Origin of the sequence: Stenotrophomonas sp. 24(2023) (genome assembly GCF_030913365.1) — a bacterium.
Taxonomy (GTDB): domain Bacteria; phylum Pseudomonadota; class Gammaproteobacteria; order Xanthomonadales; family Xanthomonadaceae; genus Stenotrophomonas.
Genome location: NZ_CP133160.1, coordinates 2,814,239 through 2,832,993 on the forward strand (window position 1 = coordinate 2,814,239; position 18,755 = coordinate 2,832,993).

Consider the following 18,755-nt stretch of genomic DNA (forward strand, 5'->3'; position numbering starts at 1 on the left):
GCAATGCGGCGGTGGGACGAATCCACGCTCGGCGCGTAATGCGGCTTCTGGTAGATCCACGCCATGCGTGGATGGAGCCAAGGCGATCGATCCGGAAAGGCGGCCCCTCACCGGGGCCGTTGCCGCATGCCGTAGTCCCGCTCAGTCCTCGATGCGCAGGACCGCGCCGGGCTTGAGGATGGCATTGCCACTGAGGCCGTTCAGCGACAGCAGGGCCTTCACCGGCATGCCATAGCGCCGGGCGATGGTCCAGGCCGATTCTCCGTCGCGGACGGTATGACGGCGCGCCCGGGGGCGATCGGCCGCGCTGGCCACGGTGCGGGCCACGGCGGGCGCCGGCTGTGCGCTGGCAGGGGCGCTCGTCCCAGCGGTGGCGGCCAGGGCCGGCGGGGCCTCGGTCACCGTGGTGCTGGCGGCGGCCACCGGGGCCAGTACGCGGGTGCTGGCGCTGGCGCGGCCGGTGCCACTCAGCGCGGGGTTCAGGCGCGCGATGCGGGCCGGGTCCAGCGCGCGTTGTGCGGCCCACTGCTGCACGCTGGTGCCGGCAGGCAGGGGGTGGGCCTTGAGCACCGGGACGGTGCGGTCCAGCGAAGCCATTACCGCCGGCTGTTCCTCGGCGTCTTCCAGCACGCATGCCAGCGCATGCAGCTTCTCGACATAGGCGTAGGTGATCGGCGACAGGCCGGGCAGGGCGGCCGGGCGGGCGTTGGTCGCGTTCATGCCGGCCTTGCGCAACGCCTGCAGTACGCGGTACTCGCCGGCGTTGTAGGCCATGGTCGCCAGGCGCCAGTCGCCGCCGAACATGCCGTGCAGGGTCTTCAGGTAACGCACGGCGGCCTGGGTGGAATCCACCGCCGACAGGCGGCCGTCGTAGCCCTTGTCCATCGGCACGCGGTGATTGCGCGCAGTGGTGGCGATGAACTGCCACAGGCCGGTGGGGCCGCCGCCGTTGCGGGCGTTGGGCCGGTAGCCGCTTTCCACGAACGGGATCAGCGCGAATTCGGTCGGCAGGTTGGCCTTGCGCAGTTCTTCGACCACATAGCCGAACAGCACCAGCGCGTCGTCATCCTGGTTGGCCAGGCGGGCCGGGGCGTGGGCGAACTGTTCCTGCCAGCGCGGGCTGGTGGCCTCGGCGTCGCAGGTGGATTCGGCCAGGCCCTGGCGGAAGCTGGCGAAGATGTCCTGGCCGTTGCGCACGATCGGCGGCGGCAGTGAACCGGCGTCCAGCGGCAGGGTGGCTGCGGCGGCAAGGTTCTGGCTGATGCCGGCCCCCAGCGACTGTGCGCCGGCGGTTCCGGCCAGCCCCAGGACGAGTCCCAGGGCCAGCGGCAGACTTCGGCGCGTCATGCGCGGAAGCCGTCTTTCCAGTGCCGGAGACCGGCCATGACGTCGAGGTCATCTGCGACCCCGCGCCCCAGGTGCGCCGACACCGCCGCGCGGATCGGCGCGGTGTGCACACGCAGGAACGGATTGCAGTCCAGTTCGTTGGCCAGGGTTACCGGCAGGGTGGAACGGTCATCGCGGCGCATGGCCAAAGCCTCCTCTTGGCGCTGCCACAGGGCAGCGTTGGCGGGGTCGACATGCCGCGCGAAGACGGCATTTGACACGGTGTACTCATGGGCGCAACACAACAGCAGTTGCGCGGGCAGGGCACCCAGCTTGCGCATCGACGCCAGCAGCTGGGACGGCGTACCTTCGAACAGGCGTCCACAGCCCAGGCTGAACAACGCATCGCCGCTGAAAAGCTGTTCAGCGGTGTGAAACGCGATGTGGCTGCGGGTGTGCCCGGGCACGGATAGTACGTGGAACGTCTGCCCCAATGCCTGAACGTGTTCACCTTCATCGACCCGCGCGGTGGCTGTCGGAATGCGCTCGTCGGCCGGTGCGATCACCCGGGCCTGCGGAAACCGCTCCCGCAGCGCCGGCACGCCGCCGATGTGGTCATCGTGGTGGTGGGTGAGCAGGATGGTGTCCACGCGCAGGCCCTGATCGGCCTGCGCGAGCACCGGCGCGGCATCGCCGGGGTCGACGACCACCGCCGCGCCATCGTCGGCCACCAGCATCCAGATGTAGTTGTCCGCCAATGCGGGCAGGGCAGTCAGTCGCATAGAATTGGGACCATGCCCGCCCTGCAGAGCCTCCGTCAAGCGAGCCCGGCACCGTGGTTCGACAGCGAGCCGGCGGCGGCGCTGCGCGTGCTCGAGCGCCAGCTGCTGCTGCCGCCGCTGTCCGCGCTGCCGACCCAGCCCTGGCTGTGGATGGCGCCCACTGCGGCCTGGCTGGCCGATGCACAGCTGGGGGGACGCGGTCTGCGCCTGTACCGGCAGGGCCGGGGCTATGCGGGGGATGCCCGCTGCGCACTGCCGCTGCCGCTGGCCAACGAGAGCGTCAACGCCATCGTGCTGCAGCATGTCACCGCGGCCGATGCGGACCGGCTGCTGGATGAATGCGAGCGCGTGCTGATGCCCGGGGGGCACCTGTGGCTGACCAGCCTCAACCCGTTCAGCCCCTTCCGCACCCGCTGGCGCCAACACGGGCTGGTGGTGCGCACCCCGCAGCGTATCCGCCAGCTGCTGGGCCGGCACGGGCTGGACTGCGATGACGTGCGCTATCTCGGGCCGTTCTGGCAGGGCAGTGGCAGCCGCCGCCGCACGGGGTGGGCACCGCTGCGGGCGGCCTGCCTGTTCCATGCCCAGAAGCGCACGCTGGCCCTGCCCGGGCCAACCCCGTTGCCGGTGCGCTGGCGCGGCACCGTTGCTACCTGATCTGGAGTTGTATTGAAAACCATTGAAATCCATACCGACGGTTCCTGCCTCGGCAATCCCGGCCCCGGTGGCTGGGCCGCGCTGCTGCGCTACAAAGGCCACGAGCGCGAACTGAGCGGTGGCGAAGCGCACACCACCAACAACCGGATGGAGCTGATGGCGGCCATTTCCGGGTTGGAGACGCTGACCGAGCCGTGCCAGATCGTGCTCTACACCGACTCGCAGTACGTGCGGCAGGGCCTGACCCAGTGGCTGCCGGGCTGGATCCGCAAGAACTGGAAGACCGCCGGCGGCGACCCGGTGAAGAACCGCGAGCTGTGGGAGCGCCTGCAGGCGGCCACGCTGCGGCACCAGATCGACTGGCGCTGGGTGAAGGGCCATTCCGGTGATCCGGACAACGAACGTGTGGATACCCTGGCCCGCAACGCGGCGATGCAGATCCGCGATGCCAGCCCGGTAAACTGAGCCCATGCGTCAGATCATCCTCGATACCGAAACCACCGGCCTGGAGTGGAAGAAGGGCAACCGCATCGTCGAAATCGGCTGTGTGGAGCTGTTCAAGCGCCGCCCGACCGGCAACAACTACCACCAGTACATCAAGCCGGACTGCGAGTTCGAACAGGGCGCGCAGGAAGTGACCGGCCTGACGCTGGAGTTCCTGGCCGACAAGCCCGACTTCGCGCAGATCGCCGAGGAGTTCCTGGCGTTCATCGATGGCGCCGAGCTGATCATCCACAACGCGGCGTTCGACCTGGGCTTCCTCGACAACGAGCTGTCCCTGCTGGGGCCGCAGTACGGGAAGATCACCGATCGCTGCACGGTGATCGATACCCTGGTGATGGCGCGCGAGCGCTTCCCGGGCCAGCGCAATTCGCTGGATGCGCTGTGCAAGCGGCTGGGCGTGGACAACTCGCACCGTGCGCTGCACGGCGGTCTGCTCGATGCGCAGATCCTGGGCGATGTCTACATCGCGCTGACTTCGGGGCAGGAGGAAATCGGCTTCGGCCTGGCCGACGACGAGGGTGGCCAGGGGGCGGCGGCACTGCAGGCCTTCGATGCCGCCACGCTGTTGCCGCGCCCGCGGGTGGTGGCCACGGCATCGGAACAGGAGGCGCACGCCGCGCGCCTGGAGCGCCTGCGCAAGAAAGCCGGGCATGCCTTGTGGGATGGTCCGAAGGTCGAAACACCCGCCAGCGCCTGACCGGGTGTGATCCACGCATGGCGTGGATCTACCGGTGGAGTTCCGTAGATCCACGCCATGCGTGGATGCGGTGGCTCAATGGCAACGCACCAGGATCACGGTGATGTTGTCGGTACCGCCGCCGTCGAGGGCGGCGGCGACCAGCGTGTCCACGCATTCCTGCGCACTGGCGTCGTCGAAGGCCAGGGTACGGGCGATGCTGCGGTCATCCACTTCTTCTGTCAGGCCGTCGCTGCACAACAGCAGCTGCATGCCCGGGCGCAGTTCGCCGCTGGTGGTGGCCACGTTCAGGTGCGCCGGGTCGGTAACGCCCAGTGCCTGCGTGACCACGTTGCGATGCGGGTGGGCGCGTGCCTGTTCGGCGGTCAGGTTGCCCTGGGCGACCATTTCCTGCTCCACGCTGTGATCCTGGCTGAGCTGGGCCAGCTGGCCATCGCGCCACAGGTAGGCACGGCTGTCGCCCACCCAGGCCACCTCATAGCGGTTGCCCTGCACGCGTGCGGCGACCACGGTGGTGCCCATCGGCAGGCTGTCGTTGCGGCGGCGCGATGCCCGGATGATTTCCTCGTCGGCGGTGCGGATGGCCTGGACCAGCGGAGCCCCCCGGCGGACTTCGCGCACGATGGTCTCGCGCGCCAGCGCACTGGCCACTTCGCCACAGGCCGGCCCGCCCATGCCATCGGCCACCAGCCACAGGGCCAGCTCTCCGTCACCGTGGTAGGTGTCCTCGTTGAGCGGGCGGCGCAGGCCGGGGTGGGTCAGGTGTCCGAATTCGATCATGGGGCGGGCGGTGATGCCGGGAAAAAGCCATCATCGCGGCGGGGCGGGGATCCGGCAAGGCATCGTCGCAGGAAATTTCACGTTCCAGGCCATCAATGGACTTGTCGCCAGCCGCGCATCCTCGTATGATGCGCGTCCCCGGTTCGCCGGGGCACTTCTGGAGAGGTGGCAGAGCGGTTGAATGTACCTGACTCGAAATCAGGCAGGCGTTTATAGCGCCTCGGGGGTTCGAATCCCCCCCTCTCCGCCAGATAAAGAAGAAAGCCGCCCAACGGGCGGCTTTTTTCTTGGCCAGCGTTCGGGTGATGCGGGTGGTTGTTGGCGTGGCCGGCATCTCGACTGCGGGGGGGAAGAGAACTCCCGACGGGGTTCGACGGTTCTGCAGGAGCAGAACCGGACAGCCGCAGGCTGGCCCTGGAGCGCATGGCGCGGAAGGGGCGGGTGCATGGATGCACCCGACAATCCCCCCCTCTCCGCCAGATAAAGAAGAAAGCCGCCCAACGGGCGGCTTTTTTCTTGGCCAGCGTTTGGGTGATATGGGCGGTTGTTGGCGTGGTCGGCATCTCGACTGCGGGGGGATGAGAACCCCCGACGGGGTTCGACGGTTCTGCAGGAGCAGAACCGGACAGCCGCAGGCTGGCCCTGGAGCGCATGGCGCGGAAGGGGCGTGTCTCCACGCATGGCGTGGATCTACCGTTTACCATGTGCGCATCACTTGCTGGAGCGCCGCCATGACCACTGAAATCCTCGTTCCCGTATCCTTCGGCGAACTGCTGGACAAGATTTCGATCCTGCAGATCAAGGCCGAGCGCATCAGCGACGAAGGCAAGCTGGCCAACGTGCGCAAGGAACTGTCGGCGCTGGAGCAGGCGTGGATGGCGCACCCGGCCGCGGTGAAGGACATCGCCCGGCTGCGTGCGGACCTGAAGGCGGTCAACGAGCAGCTGTGGGACATCGAGGATGACATCCGGCTGAAGGAGAAGGCCCAGGCCTTCGATCAGGGGTTCATCGACCTGGCCCGCAGCGTGTACCTGCGCAATGACGAACGCGCGCGCGTCAAGAAGGCGATCAACCTGGCGCTGGGTTCGGCCTATGTGGAAGAGAAGTCGTATCAGGACTACACGCGGTAAATCCACGCCACACGTGGAGGGGGCGGACCCTGAGCGGTCCGCACCTGTCTTTCACCCCAGGTGGTCGGCGACGTAACGTTCAAAGGCGGCGATGCCGTCTTCGACGGTGATCAGTTCCATCACGTCGTCGAATTCGATCTTCGTACCCCACTTCAGGTCCACGGCCTGCTTGCCCAGGAACTTCCGTGCGGCATCATCGTAGCGGTCCACGCAGTAGCGGCGGTCGGAATAGGGGCCGCTGCGGTGAGGATTGCTGGCCGCATGCAGGCCGAGCACCTTGGCGCCGACTGCGTTGGCGATATGCATGGGGCCCGAGTCGGGGGTCATCACTAGCGCCGCGCGCGCCAGCAGCGCCGGCAGCTGCTTGAGCGTGTCCTTGCCCACCAGGTCCAGCGCGGGCGTGTCGAGCTGGGCCTGGATGGCATCGGCCATGCAGCGCTCCAGTGAACTGCGTCCACCGCACAGCACCACGCGCCACCCCCGGGTAACGGCATGGTTGGCCACGGCTGCGTAGCGGTCGGCGTACCAGTTGCGTCGGACATGGCTGGAGCAGGGGGAAATCATCAGCACCGGCCGGCCATCGTCGTCCCATTGGGCGCGGGCCCAGTGGTGGGCCTCGGCCGGCGTGGCCATGTCCCAGCTGACGGTGGTCTGGCGCAGGCCCAGCGGTTCGCAGAAGCTGCCGATGGCATCCAGGACATGGATGCCGGGGCGGTCGGCGATACGCTCGTTGATGAACAGGCCATGCAGGTCCTTCGAGCGTGCGCGGTCGTAGCCAATGCGTCGCTGGGCGGGAATGAAGGCCGACAGCACATTCGCGCGCAGCGCCACCTGCATCTGCAGCAATGCCTCGAAACGCCCGGCCGGCAGGCTGGCGCGCAGGGCACGCATGCCGGCCAGCCCACTTTTCTTGTCGTAGGCATGGAACACCACGCCCGGCAGGCCATCGAGCAGTTTCTGCCCGACTTTGTCGATCACCCAGTGGATCGGCGTGTCGGGGCGGGCCGTCTGCAGGGTGCGCACCAGGGGCACCACGTGGGTAACATCCCCGAGTGCGGACAAGCGCAGAAGGCACAGGGAAGAGGACGTTGATGCCATGGTGTTGTTAGACTCAATGTAATGGTCGCATTCGACGCCAATGAAGCGCTGACGCCATGCCGCGAGGGTCGCGGCATCGGGGCCATTCTGTTCGACCGCGAGCGGCTGCGGCAAGCCGATATCGGCCTGTTTTCGCCCCAGCAGTGGGGGGAGCGGGCACGCCCGGTGGGCGACGGGGGCCGGGGCAGTGCCTGGTTCATCGATGCGCCCTTCGGCCCCAGCGTCCTGCGCCACTACCTGCGGGGCGGGCTGGCGGCCAAGCTCAGCCGTGACCGCTATATCTGGCGCGGGTCCGATCGCACGCGCAGTTTCGCCGAATTCCGCCTGATGCGCGCCCTGCGGGCGCAGAAGCTGCCGGTGCCCCGGCCGATCGCCGCCTTCTACATGCGGGAGGGCCTGCGCTATCGCGCGGCCATCCTGATGGAACGTATCGAGGGCGTGCGCTCGCTGGCTGACCGGGCCCAGGTGGCCGGGCGTGGCGCACCGTGGGAAGAGGCCGGGCGCTTGATCGCCCGCTTCCACCGGGTGGGCCTGGACCATGCCGACCTCAACGCGCACAACATCCTGTTCGACGGCAGCGGGCATGGCTGGCTGATCGATTTCGACCGTGGCGTGCAGCGCATTCCGGCCACGGCCTGGCGCGAACGCAACCTCAGGCGCCTGTTGCGCTCGTTGCTGAAGCTGCGCGGCGAGCGCAGCGTGGAAGACGTGCAGAAGGACTATGCGCGGTTGCGCCGCGCCTATGACCTGGCCTGGAACCGGGGGACCTGATGGACTGGGCGTTGCGTTTCCTGGGCGTCGGCAATGCGTCGGCGGTCGAGCTGGGCTCGCCGATGTCGGTGATCGAGCGCGATGGGCGGCCGTGGCTGACCATCGACTGCGGTGGCGAGGGGCTGACCGCCTTCAAGGCGCAGTACGGGCACCTGCCGCAGGCGCTGTTCGTCACCCACGTGCACCTGGACCATGTGGCCGGCTTCGAGCGGCTGTTCGTGGATACCTACTTCAGCGCCCAGCGCCGCGGCAAGGTGCGCCTGTACGTACCGGCCACGGTGGTGCCGCTGCTGCACCGGCGTATCGGCGACTACCCGAACGTGCTGGCCGAAGGCGGCGCCAATTTCTGGGATGCCTTCCAGCTGGTCGTGGTGGGCGATGCGTTCTGGCATGAAGGGGTGCGCCTGGAGGTATTCCCGGTGCGCCACCATTGGCCGGAAACGGCGTATGGCCTGCGCCTGAAAGGCGCCGTGACCTGGAGCGGCGATACCCGGCCGATTCCGGAAATGCTGGCGCGTTACGCCGACGACGGCGAACTGATCGCCCACGATTGCGGCCTGCACGGCAATCCCTCGCATACCGGGGTGGACGATCTGGAGCGTGAGTACAGCCCGGACCTGCAGGCGCGGATGATGCTGTACCACTACGCCAGCGTGGCCGATGGCCAGGCACTGGCGGCGCGTGGGCACCGCGTGGCCCTGCCGGGGCAGTGCGTGCCCCTGGCCGCCCCCACGGCGATGCACGTGCTGGCCCAGGACCCGCCGTGAGCCCGGGCGGCCACGCCGCTGCGCCGGCGCTCGCCGCCGAACTGGAAAGGCTGGAACGGGCCCTGCATTCGCCGCAGGTGCGGGCCGACCCTGTGCGGCTTGGCGCGCTTCTGGATGCGGATTTCCACGAGATTGCCAGTTCCGGGCGGTGCGTCGACCGCGCGGCGGTGCTGGACGCGCTGGCGCAGGCAGGCGGACCGGTCGTGCTGGAAGCGGACGATTTCGCGGTGTGGGTGCTGGCAGAGGGCCTGGCCCAGGTGCGTTACCGCAGCCGCTACCACATCGATGGCCAACCACAGCGCTGGGTGTGGCGCAGTTCGCTGTGGCGCCGGCATGGGGCCGGTTGGCGGATGGCATTCCATCAGGGCACGCCCGCGGCCTGAACCGTCGTGCGGGAATATCCCGCATCGCACAAATCATGAGCAGGCCATGCAGGCTTGCCGATTATGCATATGGTTTCCTGCGGCCCATGTTTTGATCGATTCAATGAAAATCACGATCATGAATATGGAAATGAATATGTCGGGCGGGCCGCAATAATCGCCTTGAAAACAGCTTGTGTCGTAATAAGCCCGGCCGCTCGACGTGCACGGCCAGGTATCCGTGAAGGCCTCGCCCGCCGCGCGGCGTGTGAGGGGGACGTTTCAATACTAATGAGAACTTCATCTCATTTTGTCCCGACGTCGTTCACGTGGCAATGGCGGTGGATTATGCAGAGTCCGCGCATTCGCCAAGGAAATTCATGAGCGGTTATTGAAAACGGCGGGAAGGAATCCGGTGCGGGTTGTGCCGGTCCGCCGTGAGCATGTGATCGATTCCCTATAGGTGGTTTTCTGCTGCGCCGCAATGGCGCGGGCATGGATTTTCTCGGCCGGAATCCAGGGTTTCTACCCATCGCACTTGCCGTCGGTTATTTCAGGGAGAGGTATCGATGAACCGCATTTACCGTCTTGTCTTCAATCACCGCCTGGGCGTGATGCAGGTGGCTTCGGAACTCACCACACAGACGGCGGGAGGCAGCGGCGCAGCGCCGTCGCCGCATCGATACCTGGTGGCCAAGCAACTGGCGGTGGCGCTGGGCCTGTCACTGGCCAGCAGTGCGGCCTTCGCGGCCTGCAACCAGGCCGGGGCGATCATCACCTGCGACAACGCCGGCACGGTGCTGAACTATGCCAATGCCACCAACGGCGTGACGATGAACATCGGCACCGGCGCGGTGCTGAGCGTGCCCCTGCTCTTGGGCGGCAACGCGGTCACGCTCACCGGCAACGGCATCACGGTCAACAACCAGGGCACGGTCGATCCGACCATCACCGGTGGCCTCAGCCTGGCGGCATCGGGCATGGTGCTGGGCAATGCGGGGACCACCGGCACGTCGAACATCAACGTTCACAACCAGGCCGGCGGCGCGATCAATGGTCTGGTGAACATCGGTTCCCTGCTGGGGTTCGGTGGCCAGGCGCTGGTCACGCAGAATGCCACCAGCGGCACGACCAACATCGTCAACGATGGCACCGTTGGCATGACCATCTTCGGTGCAGGGCTGTTCACCACGGCTGATGCTCCCGCGATCATCAGTTACGGCGGTGCGCAGACCAACCTCACCAACAACAGCACCATCACCGGCCGCATTGGTCTTGCCGGCTCGGCGGCCGGCAATACCGTACTCAATGCCGGCACCATCAACGGCAGCGTCCACCTCGGCAATTCCACCACCATCGGCAATGTGTTTACCGCAGTGTCCGGTTCCAGCGTCAACAACGCCGGCATCAGCGGCGCCGGTGTGATTGGCAGCATCAACGTCAACCTGGCTGCTGCCGGCGCGGTGGATGCCGGCACCGGCACCAACGATCGGCTGGTCCTGCAGAACTCGTCCACCGGCCCGGGCGCGGGTACCGGCGGGGCGCTGACCTCGATCGACTGGGCGCGCTATACCGGCTTCGAGAACCTCACCGTCAACAGCGGCACCTGGAACCTGCTGGGTGCCTTCGGTGGCGCGACCACGCTCAACGACGGCCTGGTCAATTTCAACAACGTCGGTGCCTTTGGTACCGGCACGCTCAACGTCAACGGCGGTGCCCTTGCGGCCTCGACGGCCGGGCTGACGCTGGCCAACAACATCAGCCTCAATGTCGGGCGGCTGACGCTGGGCGGGACGAATGGATTCGGCCTCAATGGCGTGCTCAGTGGTGCCGGCGGGCTGACGGTGACCAATACCAGCGTCATGACGCTGGGTGGGGCGAACCTGTTCAGTGGTGGCGTGAACCTCAATGCCGGTGGGCTGCTGCTGACCAACGCCGGTGCGCTGGGCTCGGGCACGCTGACGGTGGGCGGCACCGCTTCGCTGGATACCAGCGCGAACTTCTCGCTGGCCAACAATCTGGTGGTCAACGCGGGTGCGTCCCTCAACCTGCTCGGCAACCAGCCGCTGAGCCTCAATGGCTCGCTGTCCGGTGCCGGCAACGTGACCAAGCAGGGCGCGGGCCTGCTCACGCTCGGCGGTGCGAACCTGCTGACGGGCAACTTCGCCATTACCGGGGGCGGGGTCGCTCTCGGCGCAGGCGGCTCGCTGTCGCCGACCGGTGCGATCTCGCTGACCACCGGTACCACCTTGAATCTGGCAGCCGCTGTCAACCAGACCATCGGTTCGCTGGCCGGTGCCGGGGGGCAGGTGGATCTGGGCGCACGCACGCTGACACTGGGGGGGCTGAACACCAACACCGTGTTCGGCGGCACGATCACCGGCATCGGCGGTGCGCTGGTCAAGAACGGCACCGGCATCCAGACCCTGAGCGGCAACAACACGTTCAGCGGCGGTGTCACCCTCAACGCCGGCGGGCTGCTGCTCGGCAATGCCGGCAGCCTCGGCACCGGCGCGCTGACCGTGGGCGGTGCGGCCAGCCTGGATGGCACGGCACCGTTGGCCCTGACCAATGCGATCAACCTGGGGGCCGGCGCCGCGTTGACGCTGCCGGGTGCACAGGCCTTGACCCTCAACGGGGTGATCGCCGGTACCGGCGGCCTGGTCAAGAACGGCGCCACCGCACTCACGCTCAATGGCGCCAACACCTTCGGCGGAGGCCTGATCGCCAATGCGGGCAGCCTGACGCTGGGCAATGCGCTGGCGCTGGGAACCGGCACGTTGACCGTCAACGGCAGCGTCGGCCTGGGAACCAGCAGCGCGCTCAACATCGGCAATGCGATCGCGCTGGGCGGCGGTGCCTCGTTGAACCTGAGTGGTGCCAACGCCCTGGGCCTGGGCGGGGTCATCAGCGGTGCCGGTGGGCTGGTCAAGAACGGCGCATCGACGCTGACGCTGACCGGCGCCAATACCTTCACCGGTGGCCTGACCGTCAATGCCGGCAGCGTGGCGCTGGGGGCCGGCGGCAGCCTGGCCGCGACCGGTGCGGTGAACCTGGCCGGTGCCGGGGCAGACCTGGACATCTCGCTGGGCGGCAACCAGACCATCGGCGCGCTGTCCGGCATTGCGGGCAGCACGGTCAACCTGGGGGCCAATACGCTGACCTTCGGCGATGCAACCAACCAGACGTTCGCCGGCGTCATCGGCGGCACCGGTGGCCTGATCAAGCAGGGCGCGGGCGTGCAGACCCTGACCGGCGCCAACACGTTCTCCGGCGGTGTGAACCTGACGGCCGGTGGGCTGCTGCTGGGCAACAACGGTGCGATCGGCACGGGTGCGTTGACGGTCAGCGGGGCGGGGGGCACGCTGGATGGCACTGCGCCGCTCAACCTGACCAACAACGTGAACCTGGCGGCGTCGCTGACCCTGCCAGGCGCGCAGAACCTGACCCTGGGCGGGGTGGTGTCCGGCACCGGTGGCCTGATCAAGAACGGTGCCTCGCTGCTGACCTTGAACGGCGCCAACACCTTCGGGGGTGGCCTGACCCTCAACGCCGGCGGCCTGCTGCTGGGCAATGCGGGCGCGCTGGGCACCGGCACGCTGACCGTAGGTGGCAATGCCTCGCTGGACACCTCGACGGCGTTGGCGCTGGTCAACAACGTAGCGCTGGGCGCAGGCAACACGCTGACCCTGACCGGCGGCCAGAACCTCACCCTCAATGGCGTGCTGTCCGGCAACGGTGCATTGACCAAGAACGGTACTTCGCTGCTGACCTTGAATGGCGCCAACACCTTCAGTGGTGGGCTGGGGTTGAACGGTGGTGGCCTGGTGCTGGGCAATGCCGGTGCGCTGGGTACCGGTGCACTGAACGTGGGCGGTGCGGTCACCCTGGACAGCGGCGTTGCCCTGAACCTGACCAACGCCGTCAACCTGGGCGGCGGAACATCGCTGAACCTGCTGGGCAGCAGTGACGTGACCTTGAATGGCGTCATCGCCGGTACCGGTCAGCTGGTCAAGAACGGTGCCTCCACGCTGGGGCTGTATGGTCCCAATACCTTCAGCGGCGGGCTCAATCTCAACGCCGGTACGCTGCAGCTGGGCAATGCCGGTGCGCTGGGCACGGGCACGCTGAATGTCGGGGGCAATGCGTCGCTGGACACCACCGGCGCACTGACGCTGGGCAATGGCGTCGCGGTGGCCAGTGGGGCAAACCTCAACCTGCTGGGCAGCAACAACCTGACCCTGACCGCGCCGGTGACCGGCGCCGGCGGCTTGCTCAAGAACGGCGCGGCGACGCTCACCCTGGGCGGGGCCAACACCTATACCGGCGGTACCGTGGTCAACGCCGGTACGCTGGCGGTGGGTGCGGGTGGCAGCCTGGCGGCGGCCGGCAACGTCAACCTCGGTGGCGTCGGTGCCACCTTCGATATCTCCGGTGCAGGCACCAACCAGACCATCGGCGCGCTGTCCGGCGTCGCGGGCAGCGCCGTGCAGCTGGGTGGCAACACGCTCACCTTCGGCAACGCCACCGACCAGACCTTCGCCGGTGTCATCAGCGGTGGCGGTGGGCTGGTGAAGGTCGGTGCCGGCGTGCAGACGCTGACCGGCAACAACCTGTTCAACGGCGGCGTGCAGCTCAATGCCGGTGGCCTGGTGGTGGGCAGCAATGCCGCGCTGGGTACCGGTGCGCTCACGGTTGGCGGTGCCGCCACGCTCGACGCGAACGCGGCGGTCACGCTGGCCAACAACATCGCGCTTAACGCGGGGCTGACCGTGCTGGGCAGCAATGCCATCACCCTCAATGGCGTGATTTCCGGCACGGGTGGGCTGGTGAAGAACGGTGCCAGCGTGCTGACCTTGAATGGCACCAACACCTACACCGGCGGTACCAACGTCAATGCCGGCACCCTGGCGTTGGGCGCCGGCGCCAGCCTGGCTTCCACCGGCACGGTCAATCTGGCCGCGGGCGCCACGCTGGATCTTTCCGCCGGCAATGGCACGCAGGTGTTCGGCACGCTCACCGGCAGCGGTGCGGTCAACCTGGGGGCAAATTCGATCACCATCGGCAGCAATACCAATGGCACGTTCTCCGGCGCCATCGCCGGTACCGGTGGCCTGATCAAGGAAGGCACCGGCACCGAGACGCTGACCGGCATCAACACCTATACCGGCGGCACGCTGATCAATGCCGGCACGCTGGCCATCGGTGCCGGCGGCAGCCTGGCCGCCGGTGGTGCGGTGACCCTGGCCGCGCCGGGCGCCGGCTTTGACATTTCCGCTGGCGGCAACCAGACCATCGGCCTGCTCAATGGCGTGGCGGGCAGCACCGTGGCGCTGGGCGGCAACACGCTCACGCTGGGGGGCGTGGCCAATGGCGTGTATGACGGCGTGATCAGCGGCACCGGCGGGCTCATCAAGGACGGTACCGGCATCCAGACGCTGGGCGGCGCCAACACCTTCAGTGGGGGCGTGGCGCTGAACAACGGCGGCCTGGTGCTGGGCAATAACGGTGCGCTGGGCACCGGCGCGCTCACGGTGGGTGGCAATGCCACGCTTGATACCAGCGCGGCGCTGAACCTGGCCAACGCCATCAGCCTCGGCCTGGGCGTGAACCTGGATCTGCTGGGCAGCAACGCGCTGACGCTGGGCGGGCCGATCAGTGGTGGCGGCGGGTTGATCAAGAACGGCGCGGCCACGGTGACTTTGACCGGCGCCAATACCTATACCGGTGGTACCACCATCAACAACGGCACGCTGGCGATCGGTGCCGGTGGCAGCCTGGCCAGCAACGGCGCGGTGAACCTGGCCGGTACCGGCACGCTGGATATTTCCGCCGGTGGCAACCAGAGCATCGGCTCGCTGGCCGGTGTGGCCGGCAGCACGGTGTCGCTGGGTGGCGGTACCCTCACGCTGGGGGGCGCCAACACCGATACCACCTTCAACGGCAGCATCACCGGCACCGGTGGCCTGGTGAAGAATGGCACCGGCACGCAGACCCTCAACGGTGCGAGCACCTTCAGCGGTGGCGTCACGCTCAACAGCGGGGGCCTGGTGGTCGGCAACAATACCGCCCTGGGTACGGGCACGGTGACGGTCGGTGGTGCTTCCACCCTGGATGCCAACACGGCGGTGACGCTGGCCAACAACTTCGTGCTCAATGCCGGGCTGACCGTGCTGGGCAACAACAACATGGTGCTCAACGGCGACCTGTCCGGTACCGGCAGCCTGACCAAGAACGGCAACGCCACCCTGACCCTGAACGGTACCAACACCTATACCGGTGGTACCTGGGTCAACAGCGGCACGCTGGCACTGGGCGCAGGCGCCAGCTTGAATGCCAGTGGCATCGTGAACCTGGCCACCGGCGCGGTGTTCGATCTGTCTGCCGGCGCAGGTACGCAGGTGTTCGGCACGCTGGTGGGCGATGGCACGGTGAATCTGGGCGCGAACACGCTGACGATCGGTGATGCGACCAATGGCACCTTCAGCGGTTCCATCGCCGGTACCGGTGGCCTGATCAAGGAGGGTACCGGTACCTCGACATTGACCGGCACCAACACCTTCACCGGTGGCACCACCATCAACGCCGGCACGCTGGCGATCGGTGCCGGTGGCAGCCTGGCGGCCAACGGTGCGCTCAACCTCGCCAACGCGGGTACGACCTTCGACATCACTGCCGGTGGTGCGCAGAGCATCGGCAGCCTGGCCGGCGTGGCCGGCAGCGCCGTCACCCTGGGCGGCTCGACGCTGACCCTCAACGGCGTAGGCAACACCACCTTCGCCGGCACCATCAGCGGCACCGGTGGCCTGGTCAAGGACGGCGCGGGCGTGCAGGGCCTGACCGGGGCCAACACCTTCAGCGGTGGCGTGGCCCTCAACGCCGGTGGCCTGCTGCTGGGCAACAACGCCGCGCTGGGCACCGGTACGCTGACCGTCGGCGGTGACAGCACACTGGATACCAACGCAGCACTGACCCTGGCCAATACCGTGCAGCTGGCCAACGGCACGCTGAGCCTGCTGGGCAGCAACGCGCTCACGCTCGATGGTGACATCAGTGGTGCCGGTGGCCTGCTCAAGAATGGTGCAGCGACGGTGACCCTGGGCGGTACCAACAGCTACACCGGTGCCACCACCATCAACAGCGGTACGCTGGCGGTCGCGGCCGGCGGCAGCCTGTCCGCCGGCAGCACGGTGAACTTCACCGGCAGCGGCACGCTGGACATCAGCGCCGCCGGCAACCAGAGCATCGGTGGCCTGGCCGGCATCGCCGGCAGCAGCGTGGTGCTGGGCGGTGCCACGCTGACCACGGGTGGCAACAACGCCAGCACCACCTTCGGTGGCACCCTCAGCGGCACCGGCGGGCTGGTGCAGACAGGCACCGGCACGCTGACCCTGACCGGTGACAACACCTACACCGGCGGCACCACCATCAACGGTGGCAGCACGCTGCAGCTGGGCAACGGTGGCACCACCGGGTCGGTGCTGGGCGACATCACCAACAACGGCAGCCTGGTCTACAACATCGGCGGCAACACCACCGTCGGTGGCGTGGTCAGCGGCAGCGGCAGCCTGACCCAGGCCGGCAGTGGCACGTTGACCCTGACCGGCAACAATACCTACACCGGGGGCACCACCATCAATGCCGGCAGCACGCTGCAGGTCGGCAATGGCGGTGCCGGCGCGGCCATTGCCGGCAACGTCACCAACAACGGCAGCCTGGTCTACAACGTGGGGGGCACCACCACCGTCGGTGGCGTGGTCAGCGGCAGCGGCGGCCTGACCCAGGCCGGCAGCGGCACGCTGGTGCTGACCGGCAACAACACCTACACCGGTGGCACCACCATCAACAGCGGCGGCACGCTGCAGGTCGGCAACGGTGGCGCGACCGGGGCGATCACCGGCAATGTCGCCAACAACGGCAGCCTGGTGTTCAACGTCGGTGGCAACACCACCGTGGGCGGCACCATCAGCGGCAGCGGTGGCCTGACCCAGGCCGGCAGCGGCACGCTGGTGCTGACCGGCAACAACACCTACACCGGCGGCACCACCATCAACGCCGGTGGCACGCTGCAGGTCGGCAACGGCGGTGCCAGCGGTGGCATCACCGGCAACATCACCAACAACGGCAACCTGGTGTTCAACGTCGGCGGTACCACCACGCTGGGCGGCATCCTCAGTGGCGGTGGTACCATCGTGCAGAACGGCCCGGGCACGGTGAACGTGGGCGGCAACGGCGGCGGCTTCACCGGCAGCGGCCAGATCAACGCCGGTGGCGTGAATGTCACCGGCACCCTCGGCGGCCAGTGGCAGGTCAACAACGGCGGCACCTTGTCCGGTACCGGCACGGTCGGCGGCAACACCACCGTCAATTCCGGCGGCGTGCTGTCGCCGGGCAACGGCACCGGCAATGGCGCCAACGGCGGCAATGGCATCGGCACCATCACCATCGGCGGCAACCTGACCCTGGCCCCGGGCAGCACGCTGGCGATCGATCTGGGCGCCAGCAACAGCGATGTGGTGCAGGTGGGTGGCAGCGCCAACGTCGGCGGTGCCAACCTGCAGGTCAACGCGATCGATCCCAACACCAGCTACCAGCAGGGCCAGACCTATACGGTGGTCAACGCTACCGGCGGCGTGACCGGCCAGTTCGTGCCGCCGACCACCAGTTCGGCCTTCCTGTCGCTGACGCCGAGCTACACGCCCAACACCGCGCAGTTGAAGATCGACGTGAAGCAGACCGCGGCCTTCGTCACCGTTGCCCAGACCCGCAACCAGCGTGGCACGGCAGCGGCGCTGGACAGCCTGCCGCAGTCCGGCCCTGCGCTGGGCCTGTACAACACCGTGCTGATGTACGACGCGGCCACGGCGCGCACCGCCTTCAACCAGCTGTCCGGCGAAACCCACGCGGTCACCCGTTCGGTGCTGCTGCGTGACAACTACCTGGAAGAAGGCATCCGCCAGCGCCTGGGCAGTGAACTGCCGACGGTGCGTGGCGAGCGTGCCTCGGCCTGGCTGGCCGGCAGCGGCAAGGTGTTCCGCCAGGATGGCGATGGCAACGGTGATGACATCCGCGCCAACCGCAGTGCGCTGATGGCCGGCGTGGACTGGAACCTGGGTGAGCACGTGGTGCTGGGTGTGGCCGCCGGCAACCAGCGCATCGACCAGCGCCTGTACGAGCGTGATTCGCGTGCACGTACCCGCGGCAACACCTTCGGTGTGTACGCGCAGGGCGACTGGAATGGGTTCACCCTGGCTGGCAGTGTCTCGCGTGGTGACTACACCACGCGCACCACGCGCCAGGTGCCGCTGCTGCAGCAGTCGCTGTACAGCCGCCAGGATGCGGACGTGACCATCGCGCAGGCGGAACTGGGCTGGACCTGGAGCCATGGCCGCACGCAGCTGCAGCCGTTCGTGCAGTTCACCCGCCACTGGCTGGACAGCGACAGCGCCACCGAGCAGGGGGGCAGCGCCGCCCTGGTGCTGGATGGCGGCAAGGACACGCTCAACACCACGCAGGCCGGCCTGCGTGGCCGCTGGGAGGTGGGCAACGGTGAGCGCTTCCCGGCGCAGCTGACCGCCAGCGTGGGCTGGCAGCACGCCACCGGTGATACCGACGTGGCCAGCCGGCAGCGTTTCGCTGTCGGCGGCGCAGCGTTCGATGCCTACGGTGCGGTGATCGCGCGCAATGCGGTGGTCAGCCAGCTGGGCGTGGCGGTCGGGCTCGGCCGCAACAGCCAGCTGTCGATGTTCATGCAGGGCCAGCATGGCGATGGCCGCCGCGATATCGGTGGGCAGATCAACCTGCGCGTCGGTTTCTGACGGCAACCGGCACACCGGGGGCGCGCCCTGTGCGCTCCCGGTGGCAGCGGGTGAAGGGCAGGG

12 protein-coding genes and 1 tRNA gene are annotated in these 18,755 nt (G+C 67.8%); 9 read left to right on the forward strand and 4 right to left on the reverse strand.

Going from position 1 to position 18,755, the window contains the following annotated elements:
- Nucleotides 1–141: 141 nt before the first annotated feature.
- Together Q9R17_RS12580 and gloB are read right to left on the reverse strand one after the other, a co-directional pair.
- On the reverse strand, nt 142–1,347 hold the full coding sequence (locus Q9R17_RS12580) for a lytic transglycosylase domain-containing protein (RefSeq protein ID WP_308154947.1): 1,206 nt from the start codon (nt 1,345–1,347) through the stop codon (nt 142–144).
- Nucleotides 1,344–2,108, reverse strand: a complete 765-nt coding sequence (gloB, locus tag Q9R17_RS12585) for a hydroxyacylglutathione hydrolase (RefSeq protein ID WP_308154948.1) — start codon at nt 2,106–2,108, stop codon at nt 1,344–1,346. Before gloB ends, Q9R17_RS12580 begins: the two co-directional genes overlap by 4 nt.
- A 12-nt stretch (nt 2,109–2,120) precedes the next feature.
- Here gloB and Q9R17_RS12590 point away from each other — a divergent pair, with 12 nt between their 5' ends.
- From Q9R17_RS12590 to dnaQ, 3 genes are read left to right on the forward strand one after another with little or no spacing between them, the layout of a single operon-like run.
- Nucleotides 2,121–2,765: a methyltransferase domain-containing protein gene (locus tag Q9R17_RS12590; protein WP_308154949.1), complete on the forward strand. Its 645-nt coding sequence runs from the start codon at nt 2,121–2,123 to the stop codon at nt 2,763–2,765.
- A 12-nt stretch (nt 2,766–2,777) separates the two neighbouring features.
- A complete protein-coding gene (gene rnhA / locus Q9R17_RS12595; protein ID WP_308154950.1) occupies nt 2,778–3,230 on the forward strand; it encodes a ribonuclease HI in 453 nt (150 codons plus the stop codon).
- A 4-nt stretch (nt 3,231–3,234) separates the two neighbouring features.
- Nucleotides 3,235–3,966, forward strand: coding sequence for a DNA polymerase III subunit epsilon (dnaQ, locus tag Q9R17_RS12600; protein WP_308154951.1), 732 nt, complete (start codon nt 3,235–3,237; stop codon nt 3,964–3,966).
- Between the two features lie 75 nt (nt 3,967–4,041).
- Here the strand turns inward: dnaQ and Q9R17_RS12605 are convergent, their stop codons facing one another.
- Nucleotides 4,042–4,746, reverse strand: a complete 705-nt coding sequence (locus tag Q9R17_RS12605; RefSeq protein WP_308154952.1) for a protein phosphatase 2C domain-containing protein — start codon at nt 4,744–4,746, stop codon at nt 4,042–4,044.
- 159 nt (nt 4,747–4,905) lie between these two features.
- On the opposite strand from Q9R17_RS12605, the gene Q9R17_RS12610 reads away from it, so the two are divergent.
- A tRNA-Ser gene (locus Q9R17_RS12610) sits at nt 4,906–4,996 on the forward strand.
- A 481-nt stretch (nt 4,997–5,477) separates the two neighbouring features.
- Nucleotides 5,478–5,876 carry a DUF6165 family protein gene (locus tag Q9R17_RS12615; RefSeq protein ID WP_308154953.1) on the forward strand — a complete coding sequence of 133 codons (399 nt, stop codon included), beginning with the start codon at nt 5,478–5,480 and terminating at the stop codon, nt 5,874–5,876.
- A 51-nt stretch (nt 5,877–5,927) separates the two neighbouring features.
- Here Q9R17_RS12615 and Q9R17_RS12620 read toward each other — a convergent pair whose 3' ends face one another.
- Nucleotides 5,928–6,974 (reverse strand): glycosyltransferase family 9 protein, encoded by a 1,047-nt coding sequence (locus Q9R17_RS12620; RefSeq protein WP_308154954.1) that lies wholly within the window; start codon nt 6,972–6,974, stop codon nt 5,928–5,930.
- A 21-nt stretch (nt 6,975–6,995) separates the two neighbouring features.
- On the opposite strand from Q9R17_RS12620, the gene Q9R17_RS12625 reads away from it, so the two are divergent.
- From Q9R17_RS12625 to Q9R17_RS12640, 4 genes are all read left to right on the forward strand, one after another.
- On the forward strand, nt 6,996–7,745 hold the full coding sequence (locus Q9R17_RS12625) for a 3-deoxy-D-manno-octulosonic acid kinase (RefSeq protein WP_308154955.1): 750 nt from the start codon (nt 6,996–6,998) through the stop codon (nt 7,743–7,745).
- Complete coding sequence (locus tag Q9R17_RS12630; protein WP_308154956.1) at nt 7,745–8,512, forward strand: MBL fold metallo-hydrolase; 768 nt, start codon at nt 7,745–7,747, stop codon at nt 8,510–8,512. The genes Q9R17_RS12625 and Q9R17_RS12630 overlap by 1 nt, the downstream gene beginning before the upstream one ends.
- The gene (locus tag Q9R17_RS12635; protein ID WP_308154957.1) at nt 8,509–8,895 is read left to right on the forward strand and encodes a nuclear transport factor 2 family protein; all 387 of its coding nucleotides are present in this window, start codon (nt 8,509–8,511) and stop codon (nt 8,893–8,895) included. Before Q9R17_RS12630 ends, Q9R17_RS12635 begins: the two co-directional genes overlap by 4 nt.
- Before the next feature lie 548 nt (nt 8,896–9,443).
- Nucleotides 9,444–18,692, forward strand: a complete 9,249-nt coding sequence (locus Q9R17_RS12640; RefSeq protein ID WP_308154958.1) for an autotransporter-associated beta strand repeat-containing protein — start codon at nt 9,444–9,446, stop codon at nt 18,690–18,692.
- Nucleotides 18,693–18,755: the final 63 nt, after the last annotated feature.